The sequence below is a fragment of the Streptomyces sp. NPDC086989 genome (assembly GCF_044745505.1).
Lineage (GTDB): Bacteria > Actinomycetota > Actinomycetes > Streptomycetales > Streptomycetaceae > Streptomyces.
Genome location: NZ_JBIVAL010000006.1, coordinates 11,272 through 24,333, shown reverse-complemented (window position 1 = coordinate 24,333; position 13,062 = coordinate 11,272). Strand labels below are relative to the sequence as shown.

At 72.5% G+C, this 13,062-nt stretch carries 12 protein-coding genes; 4 read left to right on the top strand and 8 right to left on the bottom strand.

Features of this window, described 5'->3' with window-relative positions; genetic code table 11:
* Positions 1-53: 53 nt before the first annotated feature.
* Positions 54-1,784, bottom strand: coding sequence for a lysine--tRNA ligase (lysS, locus tag ACIPK4_RS15555; protein ID WP_402313013.1), 1,731 nt, complete (start codon positions 1,782-1,784; stop codon positions 54-56).
* A gap of 189 nt (positions 1,785-1,973) precedes the next feature.
* Here lysS and argS point away from each other — a divergent pair, with 189 nt between their 5' ends.
* Positions 1,974-3,740 carry an arginine--tRNA ligase gene (gene argS, locus ACIPK4_RS15550; RefSeq protein ID WP_402313011.1) on the top strand — a complete coding sequence of 589 codons (1,767 nt, stop codon included), beginning with the start codon at positions 1,974-1,976 and terminating at the stop codon, positions 3,738-3,740.
* 128 nt (positions 3,741-3,868) lie between these two features.
* Here the strand turns inward: argS and ACIPK4_RS15545 are convergent, their stop codons facing one another.
* Positions 3,869-4,252 (bottom strand): hypothetical protein, encoded by a 384-nt coding sequence (locus ACIPK4_RS15545; protein ID WP_402313009.1) that lies wholly within the window; start codon positions 4,250-4,252, stop codon positions 3,869-3,871.
* Between the two features lie 123 nt (positions 4,253-4,375).
* Positions 4,376-4,648 carry a DUF1876 domain-containing protein gene (locus ACIPK4_RS15540; protein WP_030864490.1) on the bottom strand — a complete coding sequence of 91 codons (273 nt, stop codon included), beginning with the start codon at positions 4,646-4,648 and terminating at the stop codon, positions 4,376-4,378.
* Between the two features lie 219 nt (positions 4,649-4,867).
* Between ACIPK4_RS15540 and ACIPK4_RS15535 the strand changes: the two genes are divergently transcribed.
* The 3 genes from ACIPK4_RS15535 (at position 4,868) to ACIPK4_RS15525 (ending at position 6,324) form a co-directional block, all read left to right on the top strand.
* Positions 4,868-5,215, top strand: coding sequence for a DoxX family protein (locus ACIPK4_RS15535; protein ID WP_054223270.1), 348 nt, complete (start codon positions 4,868-4,870; stop codon positions 5,213-5,215).
* 125 nt (positions 5,216-5,340) lie between these two features.
* The gene (locus ACIPK4_RS15530; RefSeq protein WP_402313006.1) at positions 5,341-5,709 is read left to right on the top strand and encodes a hypothetical protein; all 369 of its coding nucleotides are present in this window, start codon (positions 5,341-5,343) and stop codon (positions 5,707-5,709) included.
* A 105-nt stretch (positions 5,710-5,814) separates the two neighbouring features.
* Entirely contained in the window at positions 5,815-6,324 is a 510-nt protein-coding gene (locus ACIPK4_RS15525) for a hypothetical protein (RefSeq protein ID WP_402313004.1), read from the top strand.
* A 204-nt stretch (positions 6,325-6,528) separates the two neighbouring features.
* Here the strand turns inward: ACIPK4_RS15525 and hemB are convergent, their stop codons facing one another.
* From hemB to ACIPK4_RS15500, 5 genes are all read right to left on the bottom strand, one after another.
* Positions 6,529-7,530 (bottom strand): porphobilinogen synthase, encoded by a 1,002-nt coding sequence (gene hemB, locus ACIPK4_RS15520; protein WP_402313002.1) that lies wholly within the window; start codon positions 7,528-7,530, stop codon positions 6,529-6,531.
* A gap of 264 nt (positions 7,531-7,794) precedes the next feature.
* A complete protein-coding gene (locus tag ACIPK4_RS15515) occupies positions 7,795-9,462 on the bottom strand; it encodes a uroporphyrinogen-III synthase (protein ID WP_402313000.1) in 1,668 nt (555 codons plus the stop codon).
* Positions 9,459-10,427, bottom strand: a complete 969-nt coding sequence (gene hemC, locus ACIPK4_RS15510; RefSeq protein ID WP_402312998.1) for a hydroxymethylbilane synthase — start codon at positions 10,425-10,427, stop codon at positions 9,459-9,461. Before hemC ends, ACIPK4_RS15515 begins: the two co-directional genes overlap by 4 nt.
* Positions 10,424-12,154: a glutamyl-tRNA reductase gene (locus tag ACIPK4_RS15505; protein ID WP_402312996.1), complete on the bottom strand. Its 1,731-nt coding sequence runs from the start codon at positions 12,152-12,154 to the stop codon at positions 10,424-10,426. The genes hemC and ACIPK4_RS15505 overlap by 4 nt, the downstream gene beginning before the upstream one ends.
* Complete coding sequence (locus ACIPK4_RS15500) at positions 12,151-13,014, bottom strand: redox-sensing transcriptional repressor Rex (protein ID WP_054223265.1); 864 nt, start codon at positions 13,012-13,014, stop codon at positions 12,151-12,153. Before ACIPK4_RS15500 ends, ACIPK4_RS15505 begins: the two co-directional genes overlap by 4 nt.
* Between the last annotated feature and the right edge of the window lie 48 nt (positions 13,015-13,062).

The following is a 13,062-nucleotide window of genomic DNA, read 5'->3' as shown; positions in this document are numbered from 1 at the left end:
GGCCCGCACCCCGGGGGGTGCGGGCCCTTGTGTGTCGTCGCGCGCGCGCCGCGTCAGGCGGCGAGCAGCTTGCGCACCCGGTCCGCCCCGACCGCGAGCAGCAGCGTGGGCAGGCGCGGCCCGGTCTCCCGGGTCACGAGCAGGCGGTAGAGCAGCGCGAAGAAGGAGCGCTGGGCGACCTTGAGCTCGGGCGTGGGCTTGGCGTCGGGCTCCAGGCCGGCCATCACCTTCGGGACGCCGTAGACGAGCGTGGTGAGCCCGTCGAGCGACCAGTGGGATTCGAGGCCCTCCACCAGCAGGCGCAGCGACTCGCGGCCCTCGTCGTCCAGGGAGGACAGGAGCTCGGTGTCGGGCTCCTCGCGTACGAGGGTGCGCTGGTCGGCCGGAACCTGGGTGCTGATCCAGTTCTCGGCGCGGTCCAGGCGCGGCCGTACCTCGTCGAGGGAGGTCAGCGGCTGCGACGGGTCCAGGTCGGTCAGGATGCGCAGGGTCTGCTCGTCGTGGCCGGCGGTGATGTCGACGACGGAGGCGAGCGTCCGGTACGGCAGCGGGCGCGGGGTGCGCGGCAGCTCGTGCGAGGCGACGCGGACGGCGCGGGTGTGCGCGGCGGCGTCGGCCGGGAGCACGGAGCCGTCGGCGACCTTCGCCTCCAGCTTGTCCCACTCGTCGTAGAGGCGCTGGATCTCCTGGTCGAAGGCGATCTTGAAGGACTGGTTGGGCCGGCGGCGGGCGTACAGCCAGCGCAGCAGCTGCGGCTCCATGATCTTCAGCGCGTCGGCCGGGGTCGGGACCCCGCCCTTCGACGAGGACATCTTGGCCATGCCGCTGATGCCGACGAACGCGTACATCGGGCCGATCGGCTGCTCGGCACCGAAGAGGTGCACGATCTGCCCGCCGACCTGGAAGGACGAGCCCGGCGAGGAGTGGTCGACGCCGGAGGGCTCGAAGATCACGCCCTCGTACGCCCAGCGCATCGGCCAGTCGACCTTCCAGACCAGCTTGCCGCGGTTGAACTCCGACAGCTTGACCGTCTCGGTGAACTCGCACTCGGTGCAGACGTAGGTCAGCTCGGTCGTCCCGTCGTCGTACGAGGTGACCTTGGTGAAGTCCTTGTTGCACGCGCCGCAGTACGGCTTGTACGGGAAGTACTCCGCGCCCTCGGCGCTCCCGTCGTCCTCGGCGGCCGCACCGGAGCCCTCGGCGGCCTCCAGCTCGGCCTCGTCGACCGGCTTCTGCTGGGGCTTCTTGCCGCCCGGCTTCTGCTTCGTGCGGTACTGGGCGAGGACGGCGTCGATGTCGCCGCGGTGCTTCATCGCGTGCAGGATCTGCTCGCGGTAGGCACCGGCCAGGTACTGCTCGGTCTGGCTGATCGGGTCGTACTCGACGCCCAGCTCGGCCAGCGCCTCGACCATGGCGGCCTTGAAGTGCTCGGCCCAGTTCGGGTACGAGGAGCCCTCGGGGGCGGGCACGGCGGTCAGGGGGCGGCCGATGTGCTGGGCGTGGGACTCCTCGGTGACACCGGGGATGCCCCTGGGCACCTTCCGGTACCGGTCGTAGTCGTCCCAGGAGATCACGTGCCGGACCTCGAAACCGCGGCGGCGGATCTCGTCGGCGACCAGGTGCGGGGTCATGACCTCGCGGAGGTTGCCCAGGTGGATCGGGCCGGAGGGGGAGAGTCCGGACGCGACGACGACAGGTTTGCCGGGTGCTCGGCGCTCCGCCTCGGCGATGACCTCGTCCGCGAAACGGGAGACCCAGTCGGTCTCGGTGCTGCTCTGAGCCACGACACGTCCTTCTATCTCGAATGCTGTCCAGCCATTCTCCCAGACGGAACAGGCCGCTCCGGGGTTGCTTCCGCCCCCGGGCGTCCCGCCCGATATCCCGCGATGGGAAGGGGCCTCACGTGGGATACTCGGCACTTGTCGGAACAACCAAGTGCAACCACCAGCACGACCTCACAGGAACGGCAGCTCATGGCCTCGGTCCCTTCCCTCGCTTCTTCCGTCAATCAGCGCGTCGCGGACGCCCTCGCCTCGGCCCTGCCGGAGGCCGGTGGCGCCGACCCGCTGCTGCGACGAAGCGACCGGGCCGACTTCCAGGCCAACGGCATCCTGGCGCTCGCGAAGAAGGCCAAGGCCAACCCGCGCGAGCTGGCGACGACCGTGGTCGACTCCCTGGCCTCCGGTGACCTGATCAAGGAGATCGAGGTCTCGGGCCCCGGCTTCCTCAACATCACGGTCTCCGACCGGGCGATCATCGAGACCCTCGCCGCGCGCGCCGGCGACGACCGCCTCGGCGTGCCGTACGCCGCGAACGCCGGCACGACGGTGATCGACTACGCGCAGCCGAACGTCGCGAAGGAGATGCACGTCGGCCACCTGCGGTCCGCGGTCATCGGCGCGGCGATGGTCGAGATCCTGGAGTTCACGGGCGAGAAGGTGGTCCGGCGCCACCACATCGGCGACTGGGGCACCCAGTTCGGCATGCTCATCCAGTACCTCCTGGAGCACCCGCACGAGCTGGACCACAAGTCGGAGGAGGTCTCCGGCGAGGAGGCCATGTCCAACCTGAACCGCCTGTACAAGGCCTCGCGGGCGCTCTTCGACTCCGACGAGGAGTTCAAGACGCGGGCGCGGGCCCGGGTCGTCGACCTCCAGGCGGGCGAGCCGCAGACCCTCGCGCTGTGGCAGCGGTTCGTCGACGAGTCGAAGATCTACTTCTACTCCGTCTTCGACAAGCTGGACATGGACATCCAGGACCGCGACGTCGTCGGCGAGTCCGGCTACAACGACATGCTGGTCGAGACGTGCAAGCTGCTGGAGGAGTCGGGCGTCGCCGTCCGCTCCAACGGTGCGCTGTGCGTGTTCTTCGACGAGTACAAGGGCCCGGACGGCAACCCGACCCCGCTGATCGTCCAGAAGTCGGACGGCGGCTTCGGCTACGCCGCGACCGACCTGTCGGCGATCCGCGACCGCGTCGGCAACCTGAAGGCCGACACCCTCATCTACGTGGTCGACGCCCGCCAGTCGCTGCACTTCAAGATGGTCTTCGAGACGGCCCGCCGGGCCGGCTGGCTGAACGACGACACCAAGGCCGTACAACTGGCCTTCGGCACGGTCCTCGGCAAGGACGGCAAGCCGTTCAAGACCCGCGAGGGCGAGACGGTCCGGCTGGTGGACCTGCTGGACGAGGCGGTGGACCGGGCCACGGCCGTCGTCCGCGAGAAGGCGGAGAAGGTCGGCCTGTCGGAGGCGGAGATCGTCGAGAACGGCCAGTACGTCGGCATCGGCGCCGTGAAGTACGCGGACCTGTCCACCTCGGCCGCGCGCGACTACAAGTTCGACCTGGACCAGATGGTCTCGCTGAACGGCGACACGTCCGTGTACCTCCAGTACGCGTACGCCCGCATCAAGTCGATCCTGCGCAAGGCGGGCGAGCGCACCCCGGTCGCGCACCCGGAGCTGGAGCTGGCCCCGGCCGAGCGGGCGCTGGGCCTGCACCTGGACGGGTTCGGCGAGCTGATCGCCGAGGCCGCCGCCGAGCACGCCCCGCACAAGCTGGCCGCGTACCTCTACCAGCTGTCCTCGCTGTTCACGACGTTCTACGACCAGTGCCCGGTCATCAAGCCGGAGCCGGAGCCCGTCGTCGCCGAGAACCGCCTGTTCCTGTGCGACCTGACCGCCCGGACGCTCTCCAAGGGCATGTCCCTGCTGGGCATCCGCACCCCCGAGCGCCTCTGACGGCTCCCGGTCACGCACGGCGGCCCCGCCCCCCTCACCGGGAGGCGGGGCCGCCGTCGTTCCAGGGGCGGGCGTCGGTCATGTACCGACGGGCTCATCAAGGGCACGGGCCGCGGGACGCGCGTCGCTCACGGACCGCTCCGGTCGTCACCGCCGGACTGCCTGATCCGGCTGTCGTCCCGGGCGGTGGCCTCCTGCTCCACCGGTCCCGCCGGACGGGCCCCGGCGGCCTGGCTGATCTGCGAGGTGCCCGACGCCGTGGCCTTCTGCCGTACGGGGCGCTCCGGGAGCGGCGTGGCCGCAGGGCCGGTGGGCGCCGTACCGGCCCACCAGCCGCCGGCCAGCCCGAGGGCCGCGGTCATGGCCCCGGCGAACCCGGCGGCCACGGCGACGGCGTCGGAGTCCTCCTGCGGCAGCCAGCCGAACGGGTCCGCCCGGGCAAGCCCGAAACAGACGAAGAACACCACCGCCGAACCCACGACGACGACAACCCACCGCAACGGACGCGACATCGGGCCCCCCAGCCGATCGATCCGAACGATCCGGACTTCAGAAGCTAGCAGCGCCGGCCCGGGGACGCACGGGTGCACGTGAGGGGTTTCCGGGCCCCCTCACGTGCACCTGCACGTCGTGGGTCAGTGACTGATGGGGTAAGAGTGCCGACCCGTGGCCTCGTCGATTTCCGAGTGGGCCTTCTGCAGCATCTGGGACGCGAGATCCATCAGCGCGCGAGCGCCTGCGATCTCTTCCCCGACCCGCAGCTGCTCCGGGTCGGAGGGGTGACGCATGGCGTAGCCGTGCGCCCTCATCTCGGAGCCGTCGCCGAGCCTGACCATGGCCGCCGCGCTGGTGCGATGGCCTTCCTCGGTGAATTCGAGCTCCACGTGCCACCCGACGAGTGTGGGCATGGTGCATCACCTCCAGGGGGTCACCCGTCCCTCCAGGGTGCGCCAGGGGCGCCGGAAGCGCGAGCGGGGAGAGCAGGGCCGGTCGGAGCCGGTTGGAGCAGGTCGGAGCCGGTCGGAGCCCGTCCGTTGAAGATTTTTCCGGCCGGCTGTCACACACGTGCGGCGCGGCGGGTCATGGGAGTGAAGAGCTCAACGAAGCCGCCCGATGAGGAGCATCCGATGTCCACCACCGCAACCGTCGTCACCGTCGTCGCCGCTGTCATGTCGGCCTTCTCGGGCGCCTCGGTCTTCCTCCGCGCCAAGTACGTCGTCGAGCCGCTGGCCGAGTACGGGGTCCCCCGGTCGTGGTGGAACCTGCTGGGCGCGGCGAAGACCGCGGGCGGCGTCGGCCTCCTCGTCGGCCTCTTCGTCCCGGTGATCGGCCTGCTCGCCGCCACGGGCCTGATCCTGTACTTCACCGGGGCCGTGATCGCCGTCCTCCGGGCCCGGGCCTTCGGTCACGCACCCTTCCCCCTCGTCTACATGGCCCCGGTCGTCGCCGCCCTGCTGCTCGGCTTCCCCGGCTGACCGGACCGGCCCCCGAAGAGCCCGCCCCCGCGAGCGTGATCGCCGTGGGAGCGGGTTCTTGCGTTGGCCCCGACCTGAGTATCCGCACTCATGTGCCGCCCCCTCCGCCACAGTTGACTGGGGTCATGAACCAGCACCACGGGCAGGACCACGACCCCGGCACCTCCCGCAACCGCCGCGCCTTCGTCGCACCGCTCGTCTCCACGCTGCTGACGCTGCCGATGGCCCTCGTCGCGTTCTTCTTCGCCGGGCTGTCCCCCATGGCCTGCGACTCCTGCGAGGACGCCGCGAGCGACCGGTTCGACGCCTCGTACGACATCGCCTTCCCCGTCTTCACCACCGGCCTGCTGCTCGTCCTGGCCGTGCTGGTGATCTGCTGGGCGCTCCCGCGGCAGCGGCGGTACTCCGCCCGCCGCATCGGGTTCGCGGTGCTCGCCCCCGCCCTCGTCGTCCTGGACCATCTCGTGTTCGCCGCCATCGTCGACTGGCCCTGAGCCGGCGGCCGTTGCCGTTCAAACCGGTTGCCCGGCCATCCGTGGCCGTGAAGGCTGAGGCGGGGGGAAACGCGTACCACCGCCCCGTTCACCGTCGACGGGACGGTGGTCGAGAGGAACGGACGCGGCGGCAGGTTCGAGGCCGTCCTCTCCGGCGGGCCCGCCGGGAACGGGACCGTGCGCTTCGGGGATCCGGGGCCCGTACTGGCGCGGCTCACGGCCGGCGAGCAGGTGACCGGCGTCGTCTGGCGCGGCACCGTCATGGCGCTCGTCAAGGACGGCCTCCGGCAGGGTTCCGCCGCCGAACCGCGCGACGAAGCGCAGATCACGGCCGGTCTCGGCACGTTCGCGGGCCTCTTGGCGGCCCTGGGGCCGTGCTTCGCCGTGGCGTATGCGGCCGGGCTCGGCGGGCGTCGGCCCTGGACCTGGCGGGCCCTCGGAAAGCCGCTGGTCATCGGCTCGGCGGTCACCTGCGCCGACGTGGCGATCCCCGCGTTCGTGATCGGTCTGCCGTGGTGGGTCGTGCCCGCGGTCGCCGTGCCGTTCGTGGCGTACACGTCCCGGCAGCTGTACCGCTACCGCCGGTCGGCCATGAACTCCGGCACCGCGGACTGACGGACTCCCGTCCCGCTCCGTGAGCTCCCGCCACGGCCCCGCCTACGCTGCCCCGCATGGGCGGAGCGCGGCGGGCGGTGGCGGGGCCGGGGTGGTGGTGGCGGGCGTGGCGGCGGCCGTGGTGGCGGGTCTGGCCGCGGGTCTGGCGGGACGGGCCGCCGGCCGGGTCCGGCCGGACCTGGCCCCTGCGCTGACCCGCCGGGGTCAGCGGGCTTCGCGGAGCCAGCCCGCGACCTCCGTGGCCCAGTAGGTGAGGATCGTGTCCGCGCCGGCCCGCTTGATGCCCAGCAGCGTCTCCAGGATGGCCCGGTCGCGCTCGATCCAGCCCTTCTCCGCCGCCGCCTCGATCATCGCGAACTCGCCGCTGATCTGGTACGCGGCCACCGGGACGTCGACCGCCTGCGCGACCCGGTACAGGATGTCCAGGTACGGGCCGGCCGGCTTGACCATCACCATGTCCGCGCCCTCCTCCAGGTCGAGCGCCAACTCGCGCAGGGACTCCCGGGCGTTCGCCGGGTCCTGCTGGTAGGTCTTGCGGTCGCCCTGGAGCGACGAGGCGACGGCCTCGCGGAACGGGCCGTAGAAGGCCGACGAGTACTTCGCCGTGTACGCGAGGATCGAGACGTCCTCGTGTCCGGTCTCGTCGAGCGCGTCGCGGATGACGCCGACCTGGCCGTCCATCATGCCGCTCGGGCCGACCACGTGGACGCCCGCGTCGGCCTGGACCTGGGCCATCTCGGCGTACCGCTCCAGGGTGGCGTCGTTGTCGACGCGCCCGTGCTCGTCCAGGACACCGCAGTGGCCGTGGTCGGTGTACTCGTCCAGGCACAGGTCGGACATGATCACCAGATCGTCGCCCACCTCCGCCTTCACGTCGCGGATCGCGAGCTGGAGGATCCCGTCCGGCTCGGTGCCCGCCGTGCCCAGCGCGTCCTTGTTCTCGTCGGCCGGGACACCGAACAGCATGATCCCCGCGACGCCCGCCTCGACGGCCTCGACCGCCGCCTTGCGCAGCGTGTCGCGGGTGTGCTGGACCACGCCCGGCATCGCGGAGATGGCCAGGGGCTCGGTGATGCCCTCCCGCACGAACGCCGGGAGGATCAGGTCCGACGGGTGCAGCCGGTTCTCCGCGACCATCCGCCGCATCGCCGGGGTGGTGCGCAGCCGGCGGGGCCGCGAGCCGGGGAAGGATCCGTACGCGCTCATACTCAGTCGCCTCTTCGAGCTTCGCTTCGAGAACAGTCGGGATCCAGCGTAGGCCGTGGCCCCGGCCGCCCCGGGCCGGGCCCGCCGCAGACGCGCCGAGTACGAGCCGGGGCGGGGCGAAGGGGCCGGGGGCCGGGCGCCAGCCGAAGGGCCGGGGGCCGGGCCCGGGCACGCGAACCGGGAGCCGGGGGACGGCCGAAGGGCCGGGGGACGGCTCAGGGCCCGGACGCGGGTGCGTCCGGGCCCTGTTGGATCTGCCCGCCGTCAGGTCGTACGGCGTCGCCGTGCGCCCGGCCGGCGTTCGCTCGGGCGGGACACCGACTCGCCGGCCTCCTTGGCCGCCTCGCGGCGCGCCGCGCCGTACTCGGCCAGCGCCTCGGCGAGCTTGCTCACGCTCGGCTCCGGCGACAGGACGTCGACCCGCAGACCGTGTTCCTCCGCCGTCTTGGCGGTGGCCGGCCCGATGCACGCGATGACGGTCACGTTGTGCGGCTTGCCGGCGATGCCGACGAGGTTGCGCACCGTCGAGGACGACGTGAAGAGCACGGCGTCGAAGCCACCGCCCTTGATCGCCTCCCGCGTGTCGGCCGGCGGCGGCGACGCGCGCACGGTCCGGTAGGCCGTGACGTCGTCGACCTCCCAGCCGAGCTCTATCAGGCCCGCGACCAGCGTCTCGGTCGCGATGTCGGCGCGCGGCAGGAAGACGCGGTCGATCGGGTCGAAGACCGGGTCGTACGGCGGCCAGTCCTCCAGCAGGCCGGCCGCGGACTGCTCGCCGCTCGGCACCAGGTCCGGCTTGACGCCGAACTCGACGAGCGCGGCGGCGGTCTGCTCGCCGACGGCGGCGACCTTGATGCCCGCGAAGGCCCGGGCGTCGAGCCCGTACTCCTCGAACTTCTCCCGGACGGCCTTCACGGCGTTGACCGAGGTGAAGGCGATCCACTCGTAGCGGCCCGTCACCAGGCCCTTGACCGCGCGCTCCATCTGCTGCGGGGTGCGCGGCGGCTCCACGGCGATGGTCGGCACCTCGTGGGGCACCGCGCCGTACGAACGCAGCTGGTCGGAGAGCGAAGCGGCCTGCTCCTTCGTACGCGGTACGAGGACCCGCCAGCCGAACAGCGGCTTCGACTCGAACCAGGCCAGCTCCTCGCGCCGCGCCGCGGCGCCCTGCTCACCGACCACGGCTATGACCGGCCGGGCGCCCTCGGGCGACGGGAGCACCTTGCCCTGCTTGAACACCTGGGCGATGGTCCCGAGGGTGGCGTTCCAGGTCCGCTGGCGCGTCGTCGTGCCGGCGACGGTCACCGTGAGCGGGGTGTCGGGCTTACGCCCGGCGGACACCAGCTCGGCGGCGGCGCTCGCGACGGTCTCCAGCGTCGCGGAGACGACGAGGGTGCCGTCGCTGGCCCCGACCTCGCTCCAGCAGCGCGCGGAGGCGTTGCGCGCGTCCACGAACCGCACGTCGGCGCCCTGGTCCCCGCGCAGCGGCACACCCGCGTACGCGGGCACGCCGACGGCGGTCGCGACACCGGGCACCACCTCGAAGGGGATGCCGCCGTTGGCGCAGGCGAGCATCTCCTCGGCGGCGTTCCCGTCGAGGCCGGGGTCGCCGGTGACGGCACGGACGACCCGCCTGCCGGAGCGCGCGGCCTCCATGACAAGATTGGCCGCGTCCCGGATCACCGGAACACCGGCGGCTGCTGACACTTCGTCAGCAATCGTCAGCTGAGGCGTGTCCACTCCCGCGCGCGCATGCGTGCGCACGACATCGAGCACCTCGGGCTCCGCGATCAGGACGTCCGCGGCGGCGAGGGCCTCGACGGCGCGCAGCGTCAGCAGACCCGGGTCACCGGGGCCGGCACCGAGGAAGGTGACGTGCCCGTGGGCCGCGACGGCCGCGAAGGCGGAGGTGGTGGGACGTGTGGGGTTCAAAGCGACCGCTCCCCCATCAGACCGGCCGCGCCCTTGGCCAGCATCTCGTCCGCGAGTTCGCGGCCGAGCGCCATGGCCTCGTCGTACGAGTGGGGCACGGGACCGGTGGTGGACAGCTGCACCAGCGTCGAGCCGTCGAGGGTTCCGACGACGCCGCGCAGGCGCATTTCATTGACAACCTGGCCGTCGGCCAGAAGATCGGCGAGCGCACCCACGGGTGCGCTGCAGCCCGCCTCCAGGGCGGCGAGCAGGGAACGCTCGGCGGTCACGGCGGCCCGGGTGTGCGGGTCGTCGAGCCTGCCGAGCGAAGCGATGAGCTCCGCGTCGGACGCGAGGCACTCCACGGCCAGGGCGCCCTGGCCCGGAGCCGGGAGCACGCAGTCCACGGAGAGCAGGTCGGTCGCCTCGTCACCGCGGCCGATCCGGTTGAGCCCGGCGGCGGCGAGGACGACGGCGTCCAGCTCGCCGTCGCGCACGAAACCGATCCGGGTGTCGACGTTCCCCCGGATCGCGACGGTCTCGATGCGCTTGCCGAGGCTGCGCGCGTAGTGGTTCAGCTGCGCCGTGCGGCGCGGCGAACCGGTACCGATGCGGGCGCCGTCGGGCAGCTGCTCGAAGGTCAGGCCGTCGCGGGCGACGAGCGCGTCGCGCGGGTCCTCACGCAGCGGCATGGCCGCGACGACGAGCTCCTCGGGCTGCGTGGTCGGCAGGTCCTTCAGCGAGTGGACGGCGAAGTCGACCTCGCCGCGCAGCAGCGCGTCGCGCAGCGCGGTGACGAACACGCCGGTGCCGCCGATCTGCGCCAGGTGCTCGCGCGACACGTCACCGTAGGTCGTGATCTCCACGAGCTCGACGGGCCGGCCGGTGATCGCCCGTACCGCGTCGGCGACATGGCCGGACTGGGACATGGCCAGCTTGCTGCGCCGCGTGCCGAGCCGGAGGGGCTGGTCGAGACGTGGATTCATGATGCCCGTCCTGAGTCGTCGTTCTGGTCGGCCTGGTCGGCCTGTCCCGCCTGGTCGACCTGTCCGGCCTGACCGGCCGCGTCCGCCCGGCTGACGGAGGCCACCGTCTGCGGGTCGAGGTCGAAGAGTTCGCGCAGCGCCTCGGCGTACCCGGCGCCGCCGGGCTCGCTCGCGAGCTGCTTGACGCGCACGGTCGGCGCGTGGAGGAGCTTGTCGACGACGCGGCGCACGGTCTGGGTGACCTCGGCCCGCTGGCGTTCGTCCAAGTCCGGGAGCCGTCCGTCGAGGCGTGCCACTTCCATGGCCACGACCTCGGCGGCCATCGCCCGCAGGGCGACGACGGTCGGCGTGATGTGCGCGGCACGCTGTGCCGCCCCGAAGGCCGCCACCTCTTCGGCCACTATCGCGCGTACGGCGTCCACGTCGGCGGCCATCGGCGCGTCGGCCGAGGCCTCGGCGAGCGATTCGATGTCGACGAGCCGCACGCCCGGGATGCGGTGCACGGCGGCGTCGATGTCGCGCGGCATGGCCAGGTCCAGCAGGGCCAGCCGCACGGGTGCGACGTCGACCAGGCTGCGGGCGCCCTTGCGGGGCTGGCGCTGCGCGGCCGCCTCGCCCTGGTCGGCCCACGTGCCGTGCAGTTCGAGGGAGCTGGCGTCGACGCCGGTGAGGGCGGCGCGCCCGTCGCCGGCCGGGACGTCGACGGGGCACCCGTCGCGGTCGGTACCGGCGGTGATGGTCCGCGCCACCCCGCCGTCGGCGAGGCGCATCCCGGCCTCGGCCGCGGCGACGAGCCGGGCCAGGACCTCGGCCTCGGCGGGCGCCGGGGTCGTCCGCGGTGCGGGGGCCGGCAGGGGTGCGGGGGCCAGGGGGGCGGGCCCGGCGGGGCCCTCCGCCACGGCCGCCGCCACGTCGTCGCCGGTGAGCACCAGCCCGGTGGCCCCCGTGCAGGAGACGACGACGTCGACTCGTGTCAGCTCGTCGGCCACCGAGGTCATCGGGACGGCGCGCGCGGCCACCCCAGTGCCTGAGGCAACCAGAATCTCGACCAAACGGTCCGCGCGCTCCGCAGTGCGGTTCGCCACGACGATCTCGGCGACGCCCACCCGTGCGAGCGTGGCGGCGGACAGCGAGGACATCGAACCGGCGCCGATCACCAGGGCCCGCTTGTCCTTGGCCCAGACGTCGACCGGCTCGCGCCCGGCGGTCAACTGTTCGAGACCGAAGGTCACCAGGGACTGCCCGGCCCGGTCGATCCCGGTCTCGGAGTGCGCCCGCTTGCCGACGCGCAGCGCCTGCTGGAACAGGTCGTTGATCAGGCGGCCCGCGGTGTGGAGCTCCTGCCCCAGCGCCAGCGCGTCCTTGATCTGCCCGAGGATCTGGCCCTCGCCGATCACCATCGAGTCCAGTCCGCACGCCACCGAGAAGAGGTGGTGGACGGCCCGGTCCTCGTAGTGGACGTAGAGGTAGGGGGTGAGCTCCTCCAGTGCCACGCCGCTGTGCTGCGCGAGCAGGGTCGACAGCTCGGCCACACCGGCGTGGAACTTGTCCACGTCCGCGTACAGCTCGATCCGGTTGCACGTGGCGAGCACCGTCGCCTCCGTCGCCGGTTCTGCGGCGAGGGTGTCGTGCAGCAGCTTGACCTTCGCGTCGGCCGACAGGGAGGCGCGTTCGAGCACGCTCACCGGCGCGCTGCGGTGGCTCAGCCCTACGACGAGCAGACTCATGCCGGCATCACCGCCGGAACGTCGCCCTCGGGGCCGTTCTTGCGTGCGACGGCGGCGGCGCGCCCGGCGGGCGGCTCGACGGCCGCGGAGGGGGCCGCACCGGAGCCCCCGGCACCAGCGGTACCGGCGGCCGCCTCGGCGACGTCACCGGCCGCGGAGGGCAGGGGGGCGGCGGAGCCGGCGCCGGCCGCGGCTTCCTCGCCCGCCTTGCGCTGCTCGTGGAACGCCAGGATCTGGAGTTCGATCGACAGGTCGACCTTGCGCACGTCGACGCCGTCCGGCACGGACAGCACGGTCGGCGCGAAGTTCAGGATGGAGGTGACGCCGGCGGCGATCAGCCGCTCGCTCACCTGCTGGGCGGCGCCCGCCGGGGTCGCGATGACGCCGATCGAGACGCCGTTCTCCTCGATGATCTTCTCGAGGTCGTCGGTGTGCTGCACCGGCATGCCCGCGACCGGCTTGCCGGCCATTGCGGGGTCGGCGTCGATGAGCGCCGCGACGCGGAACCCGCGCGCGGAGAAGCCGCCGTAGTTGGCGAGGGCCGCGCCGAGGTTACCGATGCCGACGATCACTACCGGCCAGTCCTGGGTCAGGCCGAGTTCGCGGGAGATCTGGTAGACGAGGTACTCGACGTCGTAGCCGACGCCGCGGGTGCCGTACGAGCCCAGGTAGGAGAAGTCCTTGCGCAGCTTGGCGGAGTTGACTCCGGCGGCTGCCGCGAGCTCCTCGGAGGACACCGTGGGCACCGATCGCTCGGAGAGCGCGGTGAGTGCGCGCAAGTACAGCGGAAGCCGGGCGACAGTGGCCTCGGGAATACCTCGGCTGCGGGTCGCCGGTCGGTGTGTTCGGCCAGTTGCCACGATGCTCCTGCGGGATGAGCGGGGCTGCAGGCGGTCACTTGTCCCAAG

Coding starts and splice junctions, on each gene's coding strand:
- hemB (WP_402313002.1), bottom strand. CDS start 7,530: ATGAGCGCGTACGGATCCTTCCCCGGCTCGCGGCCCCGCCGGCTGCGC.
- ACIPK4_RS15540 (WP_030864490.1), bottom strand. CDS start 4,648: ATGCCCACACTCGTCGGGTGGCACGTGGAGCTCGAATTCACCGAGGAA.
- ACIPK4_RS15505 (WP_402312996.1), bottom strand. CDS start 12,154: ATGAGTCTGCTCGTCGTAGGGCTGAGCCACCGCAGCGCGCCGGTGAGC.
- ACIPK4_RS15535 (WP_054223270.1), top strand. CDS start 4,868: ATGTCCACCACCGCAACCGTCGTCACCGTCGTCGCCGCTGTCATGTCG.
- ACIPK4_RS15545 (WP_402313009.1), bottom strand. CDS start 4,252: ATGTCGCGTCCGTTGCGGTGGGTTGTCGTCGTCGTGGGTTCGGCGGTG.
- argS (WP_402313011.1), top strand. CDS start 1,974: ATGGCCTCGGTCCCTTCCCTCGCTTCTTCCGTCAATCAGCGCGTCGCG.
- hemC (WP_402312998.1), bottom strand. CDS start 10,427: ATGAATCCACGTCTCGACCAGCCCCTCCGGCTCGGCACGCGGCGCAGC.
- ACIPK4_RS15530 (WP_402313006.1), top strand. CDS start 5,341: ATGAACCAGCACCACGGGCAGGACCACGACCCCGGCACCTCCCGCAAC.